21 protein-coding genes are annotated in these 20139 nt (G+C 51.8%); 14 read left to right on the top strand and 7 right to left on the bottom strand.

Features of this window, described 5'->3' with window-relative positions:
* Positions 1–18 precede the first annotated feature (18 nt).
* The 4 genes from G5574_RS13565 (at position 19) to G5574_RS13580 (ending at position 3415) form a co-directional block, all read left to right on the top strand.
* Positions 19–624 (top strand): hypothetical protein, encoded by a 606-nt coding sequence (locus G5574_RS13565; protein ID WP_164482746.1) that lies wholly within the window; start codon positions 19–21, stop codon positions 622–624.
* A gap of 165 nt (positions 625–789) precedes the next feature.
* Positions 790–1326, top strand: a complete 537-nt coding sequence (dnaT, locus tag G5574_RS13570) for a primosomal protein DnaT (RefSeq protein WP_006121358.1) — start codon at positions 790–792, stop codon at positions 1324–1326.
* On the top strand, positions 1326–2066 hold the full coding sequence (dnaC, locus tag G5574_RS13575) for a replicative helicase loader DnaC (RefSeq protein WP_006121359.1): 741 nt from the start codon (positions 1326–1328) through the stop codon (positions 2064–2066). The genes dnaT and dnaC overlap by 1 nt, the downstream gene beginning before the upstream one ends.
* Positions 2067–2281: 215 nt before the next feature.
* Positions 2282–3415, top strand: a complete 1134-nt coding sequence (locus G5574_RS13580) for an ROK family transcriptional regulator (RefSeq protein ID WP_164482747.1) — start codon at positions 2282–2284, stop codon at positions 3413–3415.
* A 26-nt stretch (positions 3416–3441) separates the two neighbouring features.
* Here G5574_RS13580 and G5574_RS13585 read toward each other — a convergent pair whose 3' ends face one another.
* Positions 3442–4398 (bottom strand): LacI family DNA-binding transcriptional regulator, encoded by a 957-nt coding sequence (locus G5574_RS13585; protein ID WP_054688619.1) that lies wholly within the window; start codon positions 4396–4398, stop codon positions 3442–3444.
* Positions 4399–4687: 289 nt separating this feature from the next.
* Here G5574_RS13585 and G5574_RS13590 point away from each other — a divergent pair, with 289 nt between their 5' ends.
* From G5574_RS13590 to G5574_RS13625, 8 genes are all read left to right on the top strand, one after another.
* Positions 4688–5002 (top strand): PTS sugar transporter subunit IIB, encoded by a 315-nt coding sequence (locus G5574_RS13590; protein ID WP_033737272.1) that lies wholly within the window; start codon positions 4688–4690, stop codon positions 5000–5002.
* Between the two features lie 12 nt (positions 5003–5014).
* A complete protein-coding gene (locus tag G5574_RS13595; RefSeq protein ID WP_033737270.1) occupies positions 5015–6352 on the top strand; it encodes a PTS sugar transporter subunit IIC in 1338 nt (445 codons plus the stop codon).
* Between the two features lie 12 nt (positions 6353–6364).
* The gene (locus tag G5574_RS13600; protein ID WP_164482748.1) at positions 6365–7747 is read left to right on the top strand and encodes a glycoside hydrolase family 1 protein; all 1383 of its coding nucleotides are present in this window, start codon (positions 6365–6367) and stop codon (positions 7745–7747) included.
* A gap of 11 nt (positions 7748–7758) precedes the next feature.
* Positions 7759–8061, top strand: a complete 303-nt coding sequence (locus tag G5574_RS13605; RefSeq protein WP_033737266.1) for a PTS lactose/cellobiose transporter subunit IIA — start codon at positions 7759–7761, stop codon at positions 8059–8061.
* 190 nt (positions 8062–8251) lie between these two features.
* Positions 8252–9631, top strand: coding sequence for a carbohydrate porin (locus tag G5574_RS13610; RefSeq protein WP_033737263.1), 1380 nt, complete (start codon positions 8252–8254; stop codon positions 9629–9631).
* A gap of 190 nt (positions 9632–9821) precedes the next feature.
* Positions 9822–10238, top strand: a complete 417-nt coding sequence (locus tag G5574_RS13615; protein WP_164482749.1) for a VOC family protein — start codon at positions 9822–9824, stop codon at positions 10236–10238.
* A 337-nt stretch (positions 10239–10575) separates the two neighbouring features.
* Positions 10576–11877: an MFS transporter gene (gene tcuC, locus G5574_RS13620; protein WP_033737399.1), complete on the top strand. Its 1302-nt coding sequence runs from the start codon at positions 10576–10578 to the stop codon at positions 11875–11877.
* A gap of 15 nt (positions 11878–11892) precedes the next feature.
* Positions 11893–12699, top strand: a complete 807-nt coding sequence (locus tag G5574_RS13625) for a substrate-binding domain-containing protein (RefSeq protein WP_164482750.1) — start codon at positions 11893–11895, stop codon at positions 12697–12699.
* Here G5574_RS13625 and psrA read toward each other — a convergent pair.
* The 3 genes from psrA to G5574_RS13640 all read right to left on the bottom strand — a co-directional run bounded on the left by psrA (position 12674) and on the right by G5574_RS13640 (position 15556).
* Complete coding sequence (psrA, locus tag G5574_RS13630) at positions 12674–13573, bottom strand: L-proline-binding transcription factor PsrA (protein WP_033737398.1); 900 nt, start codon at positions 13571–13573, stop codon at positions 12674–12676. The two genes, G5574_RS13625 and psrA, sit on opposite strands and share 26 nt — an antisense overlap.
* A gap of 145 nt (positions 13574–13718) precedes the next feature.
* Complete coding sequence (locus G5574_RS13635) at positions 13719–15041, bottom strand: methyl-accepting chemotaxis protein (RefSeq protein WP_033737258.1); 1323 nt, start codon at positions 15039–15041, stop codon at positions 13719–13721.
* A 299-nt stretch (positions 15042–15340) separates the two neighbouring features.
* Positions 15341–15556 (bottom strand): YdgH/BhsA/McbA-like domain containing protein, encoded by a 216-nt coding sequence (locus G5574_RS13640; RefSeq protein WP_033737256.1) that lies wholly within the window; start codon positions 15554–15556, stop codon positions 15341–15343.
* Positions 15557–16384: 828 nt separating this feature from the next.
* On the opposite strand from G5574_RS13640, the gene G5574_RS13645 reads away from it, so the two are divergent.
* Positions 16385–17203 (top strand): AraC family transcriptional regulator, encoded by an 819-nt coding sequence (locus G5574_RS13645; RefSeq protein WP_033737254.1) that lies wholly within the window; start codon positions 16385–16387, stop codon positions 17201–17203.
* Here G5574_RS13645 and G5574_RS13650 read toward each other — a convergent pair.
* A complete protein-coding gene (locus G5574_RS13650; protein ID WP_033737253.1) occupies positions 17174–17812 on the bottom strand; it encodes a LysE family transporter in 639 nt (212 codons plus the stop codon). The two genes, G5574_RS13645 and G5574_RS13650, sit on opposite strands and share 30 nt — an antisense overlap.
* Before the next feature lie 278 nt (positions 17813–18090).
* On the bottom strand, positions 18091–18279 hold the full coding sequence (locus tag G5574_RS13655; RefSeq protein ID WP_006121221.1) for a YjfB family protein: 189 nt from the start codon (positions 18277–18279) through the stop codon (positions 18091–18093).
* Between the two features lie 318 nt (positions 18280–18597).
* Between G5574_RS13655 and G5574_RS13660 the strand changes: the two genes are divergently transcribed.
* Complete coding sequence (locus G5574_RS13660) at positions 18598–19536, top strand: omptin family outer membrane protease (protein WP_033737252.1); 939 nt, start codon at positions 18598–18600, stop codon at positions 19534–19536.
* Between the two features lie 106 nt (positions 19537–19642).
* On the opposite strand, the gene G5574_RS13665 is transcribed toward G5574_RS13660, so the two are convergent.
* On the bottom strand, positions 19643–20104 hold the full coding sequence (locus tag G5574_RS13665) for an OsmC family protein (RefSeq protein ID WP_033737250.1): 462 nt from the start codon (positions 20102–20104) through the stop codon (positions 19643–19645).
* Positions 20105–20139: the final 35 nt, after the last annotated feature.

The raw sequence follows: 20139 nt of genomic DNA on the forward strand, positions 1-20139 counted from the left end.
TCATTTTCAGGTCATTCCATGCGTAACGAAGTCATTCTTATCGGCCGTGAAATCACGGTATTCCTTTTTGCCTCCCTGTTTATCACCTTCATGCTTGTCCCCCTCTATATGGATGTGGTGTGGATGGATAACGCGCTGCACGAAGCCTCTTTTACTGAAACCACACAGGAACTGTTGTTAGTCAGTCTCGCCGGCGCATTTTATATTGCCGCACGACACCGTCCCGACCAGTGCGGTGGATTAACCCTAATAGCCGGTTTTTACAGCTGTATGCTTATCCGCGAGCTGGATTTCTTCTTCGATCTTGTTCGTCACGGCAGTTGGGTGTGGTTTGCACTGGCGACCGCACTGGCGAGTTTCGCCGTCGCCATACGTACTCCCCGGCAGACGCTCCGTACGCTGACGAACCTGCTGCACCATAACCGTTGGCCCGTGATGGCGACCGGACTGATGATTGTGCTGGTTTTCTCACGTCTGTTTGGCATGAACACCCTCTGGCAACACCTGATGCCCGATCATTACAACCGCGGGGTAAAAAACATGGCCGAAGAAGGGATAGAGCTGCTGGGATACAGCCTGTGTTGGCTGGCCGGTCTGCGCTATCTGTGGCAAACCCGGCCGTGAACGCGCAAGTCTCTGTCCGCCCCACAGTTGCATAACAGGCGCTCGCCGGGGAGATCGCCGGCAACGCTTTTTCAGCGATCCCGCGCCTTAAAAAAGGTACAATATGCCCTTCTGCACCGCGACAGGTGATCCGGTGTTGGGTGTAAGTTAACCGCAGGTCTTTTCATGTCAGTCAAAATCTTAACGTCAACGCTAATCGGTCTGGAGGCTTTCCGTCAGGACCCGCAGAGCGCCTTACAGCAGGCTGAAGACGGCATGCTGGCGGTGCTGGATAATTACACGCCGGTGATGTATGCCCTCACTCCCGCGCGTCTTGCACAGTTATTAGCCCTTGAAGCCGCCGCTCAGCAACCCAGTGATGTGGCGCTGGATGACAGTCTGTATGACGATGTTTCTGCTACGCTGCATAAACCCGTCGGCAAGTTTGCCATGTATGACGGCTGGCAGCCTGACGCCGACTTTACCCGCCAGGCAGCAATCTGGGGCGTCGCGCTCAGCGAGCCGGTGACGGCGGCAGAGCTGGCCGCCTTTGTGGCTTACTGGCAGGCCGAAGGCCGCCTTTTTCATCATGTACAGTGGCAACAGAAGCTGGCGCGTAGCCTGCAGATGAACCGCGCCGCCAATGGCGGACAGCCGCGTCGCGATATTACGCAGATCAGCAGTACTGACTACGATATTCCCGATGGTTTCCGAGGTGAGTAATGAAAACGCCCAACGATCTGTTTAACCGTCTGAAAAGAATGATGCCAGCAGGAACCCGTCCCAAATTCACCAATGGTGAAGAGTTGCTGGCCTGGAACCAGGAACAGGGGCGGTTGCGTTCAGAAGCGATTGTGCGAGAAAACCGCGCGATGAAAATGCAGCGTATCATGGGGCGTTCTGGGATTCGTGATCTGCATATTAACTGCTCATTCGACAACTACCGTGTCGAGAATGAAGGTCAGCGCAAAGCCCTGGAGCAGGCGCGCCAGTATGCTGCTAATTTTGAAGGAAACATCGCCAGTTTTGTCTTTGCAGGTCGGCCGGGCACAGGGAAAAATCATCTGGCTGCCGCCATCGGTAACGATCTGATTTTGCGTGGCAAGAGCGTGCTTATCGTGACTGTCGCGGATCTGATGTCCAGCATGAAAGGAACGTTCAGCGGCAGCAGTGATATCACCGAAGAGCGACTGATTCAGGATCTGAGCAGCGTGGATTTGCTGGTCATTGATGAGATTGGTATGCAGAGTGAATCGCGCTACGAAAAAGTGATTATTAACCAGATTGTTGACCGCCGCTCGTCATCTAAACGTCCGACGGGTATGCTCACCAATCTCGATCCCACCGGCATGAACGCCCTGTTAGGTGAACGCGTGATGGATCGTATGCGTTTAGGTAACAGCCTGTGGGTGCGCTTCGACTGGGAAAGCTATCGCAGCCGCGTCCGGGGTGACGAATACTGATGTTGCTGCCCGCTGAAGCGGGCGGTAGGGTTACTTCCCAGTTGCATGATCGTGTGGCCTGGCCCCCATTTCTGACGTAATCCCCTTATTCAGAGGACATTGCTATTTGGCAGCCCTCTCTGCCCAATGCTAAGTTTTCATTAGACATCAAACTAATAAGACTTCGTTGGCGGTGGGCGCTCCCTCGCCGCTGTGCACCTCTGGGGTAAGCCGTCATGAAAGCAACTGGCAAAGGGCCTGCATTGATGCGGCTGAATAATCAAAAGCGCGTAATGGCTCAACTGCGTCAGCTGCGCATCACATCGCGCCAGGATCTGGCGCAGGTACTGGCACTCAGCAAAAACACCGTTTCGCAAATTATTGATGATTTGCTGGAAAACGGTTGGGTTCAGGAACTAGGTAAAGCCAGCGTTTCTTCGGCTGGCCGTCCTAAAATTCACATTACCCTGCGCCCGGAAAAGCTGGTCAGTGCCGGTATCATGGTGGAAAAAAACCTGATTCACTGGCAGATCTGCGATTACTTTTCACAACCGCTTGCCGAACAGACAATACGGACGGACACCAGTAAACCTGGCCCGATACTGGCTGAAATCGGCGCCCTGTGCGAAAAACTGATGGAAGCCTGGCCAGGGCTGCTGGGAATTGGGCTGGGGTTTCCCGGTGTCGTCGATTCACGGCGAGGCTGGATGCATTTATCGACCCACCTGGGCTGGCAGAATGTTGACCTGGCCAGCGATCTGCGCAAACAGATCGCCTTGCCGATTCGGATTATGAATAACGTCAGGGCCGCTGCGCTGCTGTCTGTGCAACAGCTCAATCTGCCCGCCGAAAGCGGGCATTTTTATTTGCGCATTGCGGAAGGCATTGGCGGCGCGCTGGTGCAGCATGGCGTGGTTTTCACCGGTAACAGCTGGACCGCTGGTGAAGCAGGACATCTTACCGTCCAGCCAAATGGCCCTCGCTGTAGCTGTAATCGGCAGGGTTGTCTGGAGGCGATGATCAGCAAACCTGCCATTAACCAACAGCTTGCCCAGCGTCAGCCGGGATTAACCTGGCACAGTCGTGACAGCGCACCGAATGTCGTAAATGAAGTGATGCAGCTGGCAGGCAACTATCTGGGCATCGCGCTCAGCCAAATCATGTTATTACTGAATCCTGCCACGATCATCATTGACTGTCCCTGGAGCATCAGCCCGACCTTTTGCCAGGCCGTGCTCAATCAGACGCAGGCCAACAAACTGGCGTTTATTGCGGCCCATACGCAGGTACATTTTCTGCAATCGCATCTGGCCCCGGCAACCGGGCTGGCGCTGGCCATTATCGAACAGATGGAGCAGCGCCTCGAGTAACAGGCCACTGAGCGTGGCCCGGTGGCTTAGCGCTGGCGAAAATCGGGAATAACCAGATCGCCACGCATTACTGAGGAATGTAACACGCTCTGCGTCTGTTGATTCAGTGCCTTCACAATACGCGCGGCCATGGCATCCATTGAATATGAGATAGCCGGAATCGTCGGGATACCGGGCAGATCCAGCGTGCCGGCCAGACTAAAGACCATAATGTCTTTTGGCACCTGCTTATTGAACGCCTGCAACTGAGGTATCACTTTTTGTGCCTGCTGTTCATCGGCCACCAGCAATGCATTGAAATTGAGCGTGGAGGCATTGTTCAGAAGTTCCTGCAACGCCACTGAAGAAGATGGCGTGTCCATAAAGACCAGATTACGGTTAAAAGGCAGGAAATTTTTTTCCAGGGCATGTTTATAGCCCAGCAGAACCTGATCGGCAAAGCCCATGCCCTCGGGATGAATCAGAGCAATTTGACGACGATTTTGACTGATAAGATAGTTACAGGCCGTTTCCGCTGCAAAAGCATGATCACGCTGGATACTGTTCACTTCTTCGCCGGATTCCAGACAATCCACCAGCATCACGTTTGGCTGACGCAGGTTTAACGGAAAGCGCGCGCCGATAATTAAGACGTCATCACATAACCCACAGGTCAACTCACTGAGGCAGGTCATCACGTCCGCTTTCGTGTTGGCGAAACGAAGTAACAGGTGTTTTTGATGCTGACTGAAATGTTTCTCCAGCGCATAAAGGTAACCCGTCGTCTGATTGATATTTTCCTGCGCACAAATAACACCGATACAGCCCGTAGACTGACTCAGTAGTGACTGGGCGATGACATTTGGACGATAATTCAGTTCATCCACCGCTTTTAACACCGCAGCCCGACTGGCCTCTTTCACCCCACGTGACCCACTCAACACGCGCGATACGGTGGCTTTAGACACGCCAGCCAGTCGCGATACATCGTTGATAGTAGACATCATTTTCCCCTAACAGAACCAAACGGCTCCCTGAAAACTGACCGAAACGGTGGCTTAATTTTTCGCCACAGGCAGTATAGCGTTTTCGTTTTTTCATGGAAACCGATTTTCCGTTTCTACTCAATAATGATTTTTACCGCTTAATTTAGTGATCTGAATCGTAATTAAACACCCGTTATCAGCCAGAGCATGATGCCTGTCACACTTCCTTTTGCGACAAATGGAAACCGGTTTCCATATCGTATCAAATCATCTCCGTAACAAGTTTTACACGTAAAGGAGCGTTCTCATGATCAGGATTATGTTGTGCTGTTCGGCAGGTATGTCCACCAGCATGCTGGTGCGCAAAATGGTAGAGGTGGCGGATCAACGCGGCCTCGCTGTGCAGATTGATGCCTGGGGCATTGCCGAGTTTGATACGCAGTTTCCAACGTATCAGGTTGTGCTGCTCGGCCCGCAAGTAAAGTACATGTTAAACACGCTTTCAGAAAAAGCTGCCACCCACGGTATTCCTGTCCGGGCTATTGATATGACGGACTACGGTATGCAACGCGGTGACAACGTGCTGGATTACGCTCTGTCGCTTATTGAAGCGACACACTAAAAGGTGTCATTTATGGGTTCGTTATATCAGTCAATGGTGACGGTGATTGAACAGGCTATTACGCCCCTCGCCGGAAAATTGGGTCAGCAAAAGTACGTTATCGCTATTCGTGATGGTTTTACGGCGGCCCTGCCGTTTATGATTATTGGCTCGTTCATGCTGGTGTTTATTTTCCCGCCCTTTTCAGCGGATACCACCAACAGCTTTGCCCGGGCCTGGCTCGACTTTTCGGTCACTTATCGCCAGCAACTGATGCTGCCGTTTAATCTCAGCATGGGCGTCATGACCTTCTTTATCTCAGTCGGCATCGGTGCCAGTCTGGGCCGACAGTTCAACCTTGATCCCATCATGTCAGGTTTACTGGCTTTTATGGCCTTTTTACTGGTGGCAGCGCCCTATGCTGATGAAAAGATCTCTACGCAGTACCTGTCCGGTCAGGGAATTTTTACGGCCCTGATTACCGCGATTTATGCCACCCGTGTTTATGCCTGGCTCAAACAGCATAACGTCACGATTCGCCTGCCCAAAGAAGTCCCCACTGGCGTCGCCCGTTCTTTTGAGATTTTAATTCCGGTATTGGTGATCATTGGCACCCTGCATCCGCTTAATCTGTTTATTGAAGCCAAAACGGGCATGATTATTCCTCAGGCGATTATGCATCTGCTGGAACCGCTGGTATCCGCCTCGGATTCCCTGCCAGCCATCTTGCTGTCGGTGCTGCTGTGCCAGATTTTTTGGTTCGCCGGTATTCATGGCGCACTCATCGTCACTGGCATCATGAATCCCTTCTGGATGGCTAATCTCTCCGCCAATCAGGCCGCTCTGGCAGCCGGTGCGGCGCTGCCCCATGTCTATCTGCAGGGCTTTTGGGATCACTATCTGCTTATCGGCGGCGTCGGTTCCACTTTGCCGCTGGCCTTTTTACTGCTGCGCAGCCGGGTGCTGCATCTGCGTACCATCGGCAAAATGGGCGTGGTTCCCAGCTTCTTTAATATCAATGAGCCGATCTTATTTGGTGCGCCCATCATCATGAATCCCCTGCTGTTTATTCCCTTCGTCTGCGTCCCGATGATTAATGCCGTTCTGGCCTATACCGCCACAAAACTGGGCTGGGTTGCGCAGGTCGTTTCGCTGACGCCCTGGACGACGCCCGCGCCGATTGGTGCTTCCTGGGCGGCCAACTGGGCGCTTAGTCCACTGGTCATGTGCCTGATCTGCATGGTGATGTCGGCACTGATGTACTTACCTTTTCTGCGCGCTTACGAACGCAGCCTGATCAAAGCAGAAGAGAAAAAAATTCAGGATACCGTGCCCGCAGGCAATACCGTGCACGGTCATCCCCAGGCTTAAGGAGTCAGTCACATGCACTACCGTTTTCCTGACAATTTCTGGTGGGGCAGCGCCAGTTCGGCGTTGCAAACCGAAGGCTGTAGCCTTCAGGGCGGTAAAAGCGCCACCACCTGGGATCACTGGTTCGCACACCAGCCGCATCGTTTCCATCACGGTATTGGCCCGGCCGATACCTCCGGCTTTTATCAACACTGGCGGCAGGATATCACGCTGCTAAAAGCGTTAAAGCACAACAGCTTTCGCACCTCGCTGAGCTGGGCGCGGCTCATGCCGGACGGAGCGGATGAGATCAATCCCGAGGCCGTCGATTTCTATCACCGGGTCATTGATGAATTACTGGCGCAGGGGATTACGCCGTTTATCACGCTGTTTCATTTCGATATGCCGCTGGCCCTGCAGGAGAAAGGGGGCTGGGAAAACCGCGAAGTGGTGCAGGCGTTTGGCCGCTACGCGCAGCGCTGTTTCACGCTGTTCGGTCACAAAGTGAAGCACTGGTTTACTTTTAATGAGCCCATTGTGCCGGTTGAAGGCGGCTATCTGTATGATTTTCATTATCCCAACGTGGTGGATTTTAAACGCGCCGCTACCGTGGCCTTTCATACCGTACTGGCACATTCCCTGGCGGTACGTGCCTGGCGTAACGGCGGCTATGATGGCGAAATAGGCGTGGTACTGAATCTCACACCGTCCTATCCGCGCTCAACGAATCCGGCAGATGTCAACGCAGCACAGCATGCCGATCTGCTGTTTAACCGCAGCTTTCTCGATCCGGTTCTCAAGGGCGAATATCCGTCTGCGCTGCTGGGCTTATTAAAACAGCATGACCAGTTGCCACACTGCCTGCCTGGCGACAGCGCCTTGCTTGCCGACGGCATCATCGACCTGCTGGGTGTCAATTATTATCAACCGCGCCGGGTGAAGTGCCGGGACAGCGCCGTCAACCCTGACGCACCGTTTATGCCGGAGGCATTATTCGATCATTACGACATGCCTGGCCGACAAATGAACCCATACCGCGGATGGGAAATCTATGCGCCGGGTATTTACGATATTCTGATCAACCTGCGCGATAATTACGGCAACCCTCGCTGCTTTATTTCTGAAAATGGAATGGGCGTCGAAAATGAACAGCGTTTTATTCAAGACGGTAAAGTTCAGGATGATTACCGTATCGAATTTGTTTCCGAACATCTTAAATGGCTGCATAAAGGCATTCGCGAGGGCTGTCATTGTCTGGGTTATCATATGTGGACCTTTATCGACAACTGGTCCTGGCTGAATGGCTATAAAAATCGCTATGGCTTAGTGCAGCTCGATCTGGAAACACAACAACGTACGATAAAAAAGAGCGGGAATTGGTTTGCTAACGTTGCCGAAAATAACGGTTTTGACTGAGAGCGATAATAATGATTGAACTTGAAGACGCTGTAATGACGATTATCGTCAATTCAGGACACGCCCGCAGCCTGTGCTTTGAAGCCCTGCAGGCGGCGCGGCAAGGCGAGTTTGAGGAGGCCCATGCGCGCCTCAAAGAGGCCGACGACTATTCCCGCAAGGCCCATCAGATGCAAACCCGGTTAATTGAACAGGATGCTGGCGAGGCCCGACAGCCGATGACGTTAATTATGGTCCATGCTCAGGATCATTTAATGACGTCGCTATTAGCCCGTGAATTATCAGAAGAAATAATTCATCTCTATCAACGGTAATTTGATCGCTTAATACAGGAGAATGCCTGACAAAAAACATCCCTCTGGAAAGAAAACATACTCTACAAATCAACTTGTTTTGGTGACAGTCAATAAGCCGAAACGGGCGGGTTATTATCTGAAAACAACAGCACGCGTCTTTCGGGTTAATTCGTGTTAACCCGAAGGATGAGGTGTAAACGAGATAACCATGAACATGATAAAAACATTTTCACTTCCTCTGGCGGTGAGCGCCGCGCTGTGTCCGATTGCCGGCCTCGCACAGGAATTCACGCAGGAACAAATCGACGCTATCGTCGCCAAAGCCGTCGATAAAGCTTTAGCAGAGCGTCAGGCTAAGATGGATGCCGCCGTCGCGAAAAAAACGGATGTGATAACAGAACCGCAGAGTCCTGCACAGTCACCGGATATGGCCATTCCTTTTGGCGTGAAGTTTAGCGGCTACGCCCGTTATGGCGCGCATTACCAAAGTGGTGACCAAAAGTATGTCAATGTTGATGGCTCTTACAACGGCGCCTCCGGTATTGGTCGCCTGGGGAACGAAGGTAACGGCGGCGAATTCCAGCTCTCTAAAGCGTTTAAAAGCACGAACGGTGCCATCTGGGACGTGAACGTGATGATCGATCACTGGGGCGATGAAGTGAACCTGAAAAAAGCTTACGCTGGCGTGACCAACGTGCTGGCCTCGAATCCCAATGCCTATCTTTGGGCCGGACGGGACTTTCATCAGCGCCCGCAACAGAACATCAATGACTATTTCTGGATGAACCACGATGGTCAGGGCGCGGGCGTAAAAGACTTTGACGTAGGCGGGATAAAATTTGACCTTGCTGCCGTCGCGGCGGTGGAATCCTGTAATCCTGAAGTGCTTAGCGATGAATCCAATCCGTCACGCATTACCTGTACGGGCGGATCGGGCACCGGCGATAAAGGAAACTATGCCGCCACATCTAAAATCCACGGCATGAAACTGGGGCCGCTGGATCTGGAGATGTATGCCAATTACGGTTTCGACTCTAAGGCCGTGGAAAGCGAGGATCGCCTCAACGCCTGGCAGGGTGCGTTTGTCGTAAGCCACACCACCGATCATGGCGTCAATAAAGTGATTGCACGCTACTCAGACAATGCGGATAACAGCGTTTACAGCAAAACCCATGGCCTCAGCACGCTTTACACCAGCTTTGAAGGTAAGCACCTGTTTACTCAGCAGGCGCAGGTGGAGTATCTGCTGGCCTATCACGATTATGACAACAGTCGACTGAAAAGCGACAACCGGAAAAACTACGCTGCCATTGTGCGCCCGATGTATTTCTGGAATGACGTGCACTCCACCTGGCTCGAAGCCGGTTATCAACGGGTCAACTATGATGAAGGCGGTAGCAACAACGGCTGGAAGCTGACGCTGTCGCAAAATATCGCTATCGCGATGGGCCCGGAGTTCCGTCCCATGCTGCGCTTCTATGTGACGGGCGGCAAGGTCGATGATGCGCGCACCGCACGCGTAAATGGCCGGGAAAACGATATTCTGGACGACTTCAATCTGGGTGCGATGTGGGAAGCCTGGTTTTAAGACGAAACACGGGTCGTCTACGGCCAGTGTGAGGCGGTGTACGGATTTACCTGCAACGATAAGCAACCCTCGCCCCTCGGGCATTTCTGCCGTATGCCCGATTGGGTGGTAAGCTGTACGAAGGGCGCGCTACACCGCCTTGCCGTGTCAACGCGACATTCACCTCAGCGACCTGATAAGGAAAAGCACCATGTCGGCAATCGGTAATACATTTCATCACATCGGTATTGTGGTTCAGGATATTGAAGCCAGTGAAGCCTGGTATAGCCAAATGCTGGGATTTACGCGTCTGTATGATTATGGCTGGCCGGGCGTACAGGTTGTTTTTATTGCGCGGGGCAATGTAAAACTGGAGCTGTTTCAACATGCGCAGGCTACCCCGATGGATCCACAGCGGCAACGCGCAGAAACCAATCTGAAAATCGGCGGTATCAACCATTTCGCGCTTCAGGTCGACGATCTCGATGAGGCGGTTGCGGAACTGCAGGCAAAAGGTGTCGAGCTCGTTTCCCCGCCCCGTGCCGTACCCAACGGCGATGGCGATCGTTTCGCTTTCATTCATGATAACGAGAAGATGCTCGTCGAGCTTTTTCAGCCCGGCCGCTAACCCGCCTCCTGTCTGGAATGATTTCACTCGCGACGGGGCGAACGCGCGCGTCGCCTGATAGAACCTGACAAAGGCTTTACGCTACCCCTTTTCCTTTAAATACCCATATGAACCCTGTCACAAAACGCGCATTCGGTTTTTCGGGCTGGTTAAACGTCTACCCGCCCGGCAAACTTGTTAAAGCCTTGTTGCACATAGCCCAATGTAATTGTTAACGGCCATTAATGCGCATAGCGCATCAGTCGATGAGTTTATTGCGCTTATTTACTTTATTTTCCTGATCCAGTCTTCAGCAACAGGCGCAGCAAAAAGCGTCAATGATAAACTGGAGATACCGATGCATTCCTCGACTTCACCTATGACCACTCGCGCCAGAATCGGCGCCATCTTGCGCGTTACCTCGGGCAACTTTCTGGAACAGTTTGACTTCTTTCTGTTTGGTTTTTATGCCACCTACATCGCGCATACTTTCTTTCCGGCGAGCAGTGAGTTCGCCTCACTGATGATGACCTTTGCCGTCTTCGGCGCAGGTTTCCTGATGCGCCCGATCGGCGCCGTGGTGCTGGGCGCTTATATTGATAAAGTCGGCAGACGCAAAGGATTGATCGTAACCCTGTCCATTATGGCTACGGGCACCTTTCTGATCGTATTAATCCCGTCTTATCAGAGCATTGGCCTTTGGGCCCCGATGCTGGTGCTTATCGGTCGCCTGTTGCAGGGCTTCTCTGCCGGTGCCGAACTGGGCGGCGTGTCGGTTTACCTGGCCGAAATCGCTACGCCAGGCCGTAAAGGCTTCTATACCAGTTGGCAGTCGGGCAGCCAGCAGGTCGCCATTATGGTTGCCGCTGCCATGGGCTTTGCCCTGAATGCCGCCCTGGAAGAGAGCGCGATTCGTGAATGGGGCTGGCGTATTCCGTTCCTGTTTGGCTGCCTGATTGTGCCTTTCATTTTCTTTCTGCGTCGTAAGCTGGAAGAAACGCAGGAATTTAATGCTCGCCGTAAGCATCTGGCGATGCGCGAGGTCTTTAAAACCCTGTTAGCTAACTGGCAGGTAGTGGTTGCGGGCATGTTGATGGTGGCGATGACCACAACAGCGTTCTATCTGATTACCGTTTATGCCCCCACCTTCGGCAAGAAGGTGCTGATGCTCAGTGCGTCTGACAGCCTGCTGGTTACGCTGCTGGTGGCCATTTCCAATTTCCTCTGGCTGCCGGTCGGGGGTGCCCTGTCGGACCGCTTTGGACGTAAGCCGGTTCTGATTGCCATGACGTTGCTGGCCCTGGCAACGGCTTATCCGGCCCTGACGCTGCTGGCCGAAGCACCGAGTTTTACGATGATGCTGACCGTACTGCTGTGGCTGTCATTTATCTACGGCCTGTATAACGGTGCGATGATTCCTGCCCTGACCGAGATTATGCCAACCGAAGTTCGGGTGGCGGGCTTTTCACTCGCTTACAGCCTCGCAACGGCTGTCTTTGGCGGATTTACCCCGGTGATTTCAACCGCATTGATAGAGTACACCGGCGATAAAGCGTCACCCGGTTACTGGATGAGCTTTGCTGCCGTCTGTGCCCTACTGGCGACGCTGTATCTTTACCGCCGCAGCGCTGTCAATTTACAACCCGCCGTTAAACATTAAGTCAGGGACTCCATTATGAAACGACTTTACCGATCACTCCTTGCCACCCTCGTGCTTTTAACCGTCAGCACGACGGTACTGGCAAAGGACGTGACCGTGATGATCTCTGGTGGCTTTAAAGCCGCCCTGGAGAAACTCACGCCTCAGTTTGAAGCTCAAAGCGGTGACAAAATTATCCTGGTATCCGGCCCTTCAATGGGTAAAACCCCGCAGGCAATCCCTAACCGCCTGGCACGTGGTGAAAAGGCCGATGCGGTCATTATGGTAGGCAATGCGCTGACTCAGCTGGAAAAAGACAAGTGGATAAAACCCGGCTCACGCGTGGAGCTGGCTGACTCGCCGATTGGTATTGTCGTGAAGCAAGGCGACGCTAAGCCCGCAATTAAGACGGATGACGAATTACGTCAAACCTTACTGAGCGCGAAGTCTATTGCGTATTCCGATAGCGCCAGCGGTCAGTATGTCAGCAGCGAGTTGTTTAAGAAGTTAGGCATTGAAGACAAAGTCAAAGACAAAGCACATCAGGTCGAACGTATTCCTGTCGCCTCGGAAGTGGCAAAAGGCCACTATGCACTGGGACTGCAGCAGGTCAGCGAACTGCTGCCCGTCAAGGGCGTGACTTTTGTTGGCGAGTTGCCTGACGATGTCCAGTACATTACCCGCTTCGCGGGCGCTGTCCCGGCGAAAGCCGCGCATCCGGAAGCAGGTAAAGCGCTACTTGATTTCCTGGCCTCAGCTCAGGCGCAGGCGGTCGTTCACGCAACCGGTTTGCACTCGGTGAAAACGCAGCAGCCTGTTACGCAGCGTGATACTGTTCAGTAATGAGCTTTTCCAGTTCTGCTGCAATATACGACTGAATACGTCCGCTGCGTCTGAGCAGCCCTACAGTACGTTTCACCACTGGATCGGTGAGGGGTAACTGCACCAGCACCGAATGACCGGATGACGGCATCGACATGGCGGGCACGGCAGCAATGCCGATTCCCGCTTCAACCATACCGAGCATCGTGGTCACATGTCGGGTTTCACAGATACTGGGACGCGCCGGAACAACATGACCCAGGGCAGAGTCCAGCAGGTTGCGATTACCCGACGTCTTATCCAGCCCCACATAATCCTGCTGATAAAATTCCTGCCATGTCAGCCCTTTACGGCTGGCAAGCGGATGGTCGTGTCGGCAGGCGACAACATAAACATCCTCAACCAGGGGTAAAAATTCGGTGCCAGGCGGTGGATTGCCGGAGAAGCAAATGCCAAAATCTGCCTGACCACTGGTTACCGCCTCGATCACGTTGCCTGCGCTGCTATCAATGATTTTGACGCGTACGCGAGGATAGCGGGCCTGAAAGCGGCGAATGACATCCGGCATAAAATAGTAGGCCGCAGAGGGCACCGTCGCCACCGTCACCAGTCCGGTCCGATCCTGGCTGACTTTACTGATATCGGCCATAACCTCTTCAAAATTAGCGAGCAGCTGCTCCGAACGTGCGGCAAATGTCTGACCATAAAGCGTAAGCGTAACCCGGCGCGTGGTTCTGTCGAACAGCTTAATCCCCAGTGCCGTTTCCAGCTTTTCAATCCTGCGGCTCAGGGCCGACTGGGACAGGCAAATGGACTCCGCTGCAATGCGGAAATTGCCATATTCGACCAGGGCGCGAAACGCGTACAGATCGTTAAGATCGAAATTAACCGGCATGGCGACAGACGTTCCCGTGATGTTGAAAAGGCTGGAACCATAGTGCCTTATCGATTCACAGCAAACAAAGTGAAATATGCGCGAAACGGCGGGTGTTAAGCGGGGAAACCGGTCACCCGTAAAGGCAGGCGACCGGAAAAAATACTCAGACAGGATGTGGCGTGGATGAACGGGAAACGTTTCTGACCGCTTCCTCGACGCGCTCAGAATTGCTCTGAATACTGGCGATTACCTCACCCGCCTGACGCATCAGATTGACTCCACGCGCCGTGTTTTTCAGGTTATTTTCGATGTCTTCCAGCACCTTTTTCGCCAGCTGATTATTACTGGACACCACACGTCCTATTTCTTCTGTCGCTTCGTTAATACGTGCCGCCAGCGTGCGTACTTCGGCGGCTACGATGGCAAAACTGCGCCCCGACGTGCCGGCGCGGGCAGCCTCAATGGCTGCATTCAGCGCAATAAAGCGCGTCTGCTCGGCGATATTGCGAATGGAATGCACCATATCGGCAATCCGGTCAGACTGGCCGTTCAGGCCAAAGACATCCGCCGAAACGCTGTTCATCTCATTGGCGATTTCCGCCATCGTTCTGACGCTGTCTTCGATGACATCGGCACCCGTTACCGAGCTTTCACGTGTCTGTTGCGCCATCTTCCATGCGTGCTGAGCGGCTTCGTTTTCCTGCTGGTTTTGCAACACCTGCTCCGTCACATCCGTCGCGAATTTCACGATCTTATATAACCGGCCTTCGGTATCAAAAACCGGGTTATAGGTTGCACGCAGCCAGATGGTTTTACCCTGGCGGTTAAGGCGCGGATACTGGCCGGAAAAAAATTCGCCCTGGTTCAGGCGTTGCCAGAACTGCTGATATTCCTGGCTGTTACGCAGTTCCTCAGAGCAAAACATACGGTGATGCCGCCCGAGGATCTCATCGGCTTTGTAGCCGGTCGCTTTCAGGAAGTTTTCATTCACCTCCAGTACTTCCCCGGCCTTATTAAATGCAATGACGGCCATTGAGCGGCTGATCGCCTGTACCATGGCATCCTGCTGCTGCGCTTCGCTGATACGCTCGGAAATATCAGCCGCCAGCTTGATGACCTTAATGACCCGACCCTGCCGATCTTTTACTGGCACATAGCTGGCTTCCAGCCAGACGGGATGATTATCTTTGCCTAAACGCAGGTATTTACCGCTGAAGCTCTTGCCGCTGGCCAGCCGTAGCCAGAACTGGCGATACTCGGCTGAGTTGACCAGCGAGGGCGAGCAAAACATGCTGTGATGACGACCCACGATTTCTTTTATCTCATAGCCCATCTTGTTGAGAAAAAGATCATTTGCCCGAAGAATCGTGCCTTCTGGCGTAAACTCGATGATCGGAATGGCATCATTCAGTGCTTTGAGCGAATCGGCGGCGTGTTTATGCTGGTGTTTTGAGAAAAGGGAAAATAATTTTTTTAGAATTGTCATTTTTATACTGCCATGTTGAGTGGTCTGGAGAGTTTATCGGCAGGAGAAAGAGCAGGCTTGAGACAATGGAGAATAAACAGGCAACAGATTGTGACCGGGCTAATAACGTTAATTAAAGGATGAATACAGCGCCCTTTATTTTTGGCCGCGTTAAAACGTAATGCCTGACATTAAGTGGAAAATTATTTGCACACCAGGTTTACGTCACTGTCGACATAAACCGTCCTTTTCACGCTCTGCAGCGACTAAAAAAAAGCTGCCATCAGGCAGCTCTTTGCGCATCTTTCAACACGACGCGGTTATTTATACAGCTCGGCGGTCATGTGGACACGGTCGTTCGTGTTGGCTTCGATGATTCTGTACTGCGCACCCTGCTGTTCAGCCTGGGCTGCAATTTTCGCTTCGGTACCATCAAGGGTTGAACCAGTTGCGGTGACAGTTTGCGCAAAAGCAGAGGCTGACATCAGTGAAAGCGCAGCAACGGCAGCAAGGGAAAGTGTTTTCATGGTTTTCATAATCCGGTTCCTTATCATGTAAGCGGGAAAACAGTGTGCTTTCGATGGGAGTAATGATAACCATAGTTATTAATACAAAGTTAACAATAAGTGCCGCAATTGTGATCATGCTATCTATCACGCTGATAGCTAAAACCTCATGCCGACGTTGCGGAATTGACATATAACGTTTTTGGTAAGGGTGACTGAGGCAGGAAAAGCAGAGGATCAGCGCGATCTGCAGCTATATTTCACGTTTTGCTATGCCAGGGATTAAGGATATCTCACCTGTCTGGCAGATCTTATCTGCGCACTAAGAGTGGTTAACTGCGAAGCTTGTGCGCTTTTAAGCACACACATCTGGATGACTGCTGCCAGACGACAAACAGGATAATGCTTTATTGCTGCTTGCGCACGTTAGTACGTAGCGCGCCCTTTTCCCCTGTTGGTTTCTTACGTGTTGACCCATGGCTTAGATTCCAGAGAGCGGATGGGTTTGTTTGTCACGGCTTTCGGCTTTCGGCTTTCGGCTTTCGGCTTTCGGCTTTCGGCTTTCGGCTTTCGGCTTTCGGCTTTCGGCTTTCGGCTTTCGGCTTTCGGCTTTCGGCTTTCGGCTTTCGGCTTTCGGCTTTCCAGGTAAACAAAGCGCACTAAAATTTGCCAGTAATCCTAAAAAATCATGCCTTTTCGCCCTCCTCCGCTCTTTTCTTTAACTACCTGTTTTTTCCTGTGGCAAAAGCGACTGGAATATTACGCGTTTATGTGCGTCTTTTCATCGGGGTGATATAGTCTGCTGAGAGGCTTTATCAGCGCCATCTGCGCGCTGATATTTTGTGGAGGAGAGCTTTAATGGCGCTGTACGCTCTGGACTGGTTTAGTCGCAATGGTATGGAGTGCTCGCGCGTTAAAGCGCATAACGCAACCTTTCCAAAACACACGCACGATGAATATGTGCTTAGCGCCAACCTGTCGGGCATTGAGGAAATAACACTTAATGGCCAGACACTGCAGGTCAATGCGGGCCAGATCACTCTGTATAATCCGGCCAGCATCCAGTCTTCACGTTTCGATCAGCACGGCGCTGAATTCCTCAGCATCCATATTCCGCAGACGCTATTAAAAACATTCAATCTCAGCCAAAATCTCAGCAGTCACCGTGAGGCACCCGTTTTAGCTGAAGGCGTTTTCACGCATCAGGGGTTATTTAACGCTATATGTCGCTATGCCCAACTGACACAACACCATGACAGCGAAGAGGAAGAGCAGGCACTTTTGCTGTTGTGCGCAGAACTGTTCTCTGAGAAAGTCACGCGAGATGCCGTGGTCGATAAAGACCTGGACCGCATCATTGCTTTTATGCGCCAGCATGTGAACATGAAGCTTACGCTGAATGCATTGGTGCAGGTAGCGGGAATAAGCAAATACGCGCTGGTGAGGCGTTTTACTGCTTATACCGGGCTTCCACCTTTGCAGTATCACATGCAGCTTCGCCTGTGTGCAGCGCGGGCGCTTCTGCGACAGAATCAGCATCCTCTGGACGCCGCGCATCGCCTGGGATTTTACGATCAAAGCCATTTTATCAATGCGTTTCGCAAAGTAATGGGCACCACGCCCAAACACTATGCTTCACAAGTAGGTTCAGGAAAGCAAAAATTCTTTATAACCTGAAACGATGACGTAAAAAGCAAAACAGGCAAAGATAAGGGCAGAAAGCATGTAGGAATATCTCAACAACTTTTGTCCTAATAGCCTGCCGCCCACGCTGCCAACCAGACAGAGCACACCCGTCCATATCACCCCGGCCAGAAAAAAACCGCTCAGAAATAGCGTGGTTCCGGTAAGGTTTTGCTCCCCGAAACGGGAAATGAGCGCGCCACCCACCGTCGCAAACCACAGAATGGCGGTGGGTGAGGACAGGGCCAGTACAATTCCGCGACGGAACTCACGGAACAGCGACAGCCTGACAGTCACCTGTGATGTGTCGATATCGTTAACTGTACTGAAGGCAGCCATCAGCATTTTAACGGTGAACCCTGTCAGCAGAAGCCCTCCACCCGCCCAGATTATCCATCGCACTATCTCGAATTGCAGTAACACCGCCATGCCCGCCAGCGCCAGCACGGCATAAAAAAGATCGCCTATACAGGTGCCGATGCCCAGCGAAAATCCCTGAAAATACCCCCGCTGCATTGCCAGCGTAATCATAGCGATGTTGGCAATGCCGATATCCAGACACAGTGACAGACTTAAGAAAAACCCCGTTGAAAAGGACATCATCGCATTGCACTCCTGCACGAAAGAACCTCGCGCTGCGCCACCTGATATGTGCCTGTAAATTCTGTAAAAAGAGCCCATTCCGGAGAGCGAAGCGTAAACTGAAGCGGCATCATTGAGTTCCCTGCCTGAACGTGAGTGATACCTTATTTCATTCTTTTACTCAGCTCAGGTATTGGAAAAAATTGCAGCGAAGGGATGAAGGGAAAGTCAGCCGACGGGGAAAGGGAATAAAGCGGGCGGTACGACATGATCCGCCCGGGGAACCTGGAGCAGAATAATCAGGCGGTGGTATTAATATTCCGCCCTACAGCCGGGTTCGCGGGAAGGGCAGTAACGCCTTCCACCAGTGTAGTGATGGTATCTGCCTGTTGGTTCAGGGTTTTCTTTAACAGCGTCGCATTGGCTTCACCACGTGCCTGCCATTGATCTAACCCTGCAGACAGCGTTGTGAGTTGCTGAATATCCATGCAGTTGCTCCTTATGTTGACTGAGCCCCAAACGGGGGTCACATAATACTGGCGACGGATTTCGCCAGTGGCGCATAAAGTATCGGCTCTGAGTATTAAAACTTTAGTGCCAGTTAAATATTGGAAAAATTTATTAATCCAGAAGAATCACACGATACACGACTTATTCGTAACAACATACTCCAGCCTCCAGGGTAATACTTACAATTTTTTTAGGATTTTTAAATTTCATAATTGTTTAACTTGTTTAACAACGCCACTCTATTTTATTCTGGCCCTGCTCTTAGGAGTTCCTTAACAAAAAACAGGATGATAAAAATGAAAAAAAGCATTTTTGTAATGATGATGATGGCAGGGGCTTCAGCAAGTGTTCATGCTGAGAAAACATCTTATACACCCGATTTATCAGCTGATAGTTTCAGTGTATCTGCTTCAACAGGTATGCTGGGCGGTAAATCAGGAGAACTTGTTTACGACCCTGATACTGGACGGAAAATCAGTCAGCTTGACTGGAAGATAAAAAACGTTGCCATTCTGAAAGGTGACATTTCATGGGATGCCTACCCATTTCTGACGCTTAACGCGCGTGGGTGGACTTCTCTGGCCAGTGGTTCCGGCCATCTGGATGATTATGACTGGCAGGATAGCAATCAAGGTAACTGGACCGATCATTCCTCGCATCCTTATACGCGTATGAACTACGCAAATGAATACGATCTCAATCTGAAAGGCTGGTTCCTGCAGGGAGATAACTACCGAGTAGGCGCTGTAGCAGGCTATCAGGAAACCCGATTCAGCTGGACTGCAATTGGCGGTTCTTTCAATTACGACAATGGTACGCTGGTAGGAGATTTCCCCAGAGATCAAACAGGTATCGGTTACAGTCAGCGTTTTTCAATGCCATATGTAGGATTGACAGGACGCTATCGCATCAATGATTTCGAATTTGGTGCTTTACTTAAATTCAGCGACTGGGTGAATGCTCACGATAATGACGAGCACTATGTGCGCCAGTTAACCTTTCGCGAAAAAACATCCAGTTCACGCTACTACGGTGCATCTGTTGATGCCGGTTATTACGTTACACCTAACGCAAAAGTCTTCGCTGAATTTACTTACAGTAAATACGAAGAAGGTAAAGGTGGCACACAAATTTTTGATAACGTAAGTGGCCAGTCCGGGAATATTGATGGTGACGCAGCAGGCATAGCAAACCACAATTATACGGTTACAGCAGGATTGCAATATCGCTTCTAATTAGACGTTAATAATTAAGGCGAAACATAGTTTCGCCTTTAAATTTAAATATTCCCAGAAAGTTATTCTGATTTGGTAATAACAACTGCTATATATGATTGCAGTTTCAAACAAACCGCGGCACAAAACTCACCGGAAAATTCAGCGAATTGGCGATAAAACACGCATCGTGAGCATCGTGGTGCAGCGCTTCTGCGCGCGCAGCGTCCGCCGGATCGCGCAATGTGACCAACGGCTTCAGCGTGATTTGCGTGAAATGCCCCCGCTCACCCTCGACCATTGTGCCCTCCGCCGCATCCTCATAAGCCTCGACGATGATACCGGCATCAGCGCACAGATGCAGATACCATAATTTATGGCAGGCGGACGCCGAGGCCAGCAACAGTTCTTCGGGATTCCAGCGCGTGGCATCGCCCCGAAAGGCCGGATCGGCACTCAGTGCGATGGTCGCTTTCCCCTCAGCGGCAAGCTCACCATTGCGATCGTACGCGGTGTAGGAATCTGTACCGCTGCCACGGTTACCGGTCCAGCGAATGTGAATATGGTAATGATGTTCCCGATTAGCCATCTTGCATCCTTTTAAAGGCTGAAGGTGATTCTGGA

Origin of the sequence: Pantoea stewartii, from assembly GCF_011044475.1 — a bacterium.
Classification (GTDB): domain Bacteria; phylum Pseudomonadota; class Gammaproteobacteria; order Enterobacterales; family Enterobacteriaceae; genus Pantoea; species Pantoea stewartii.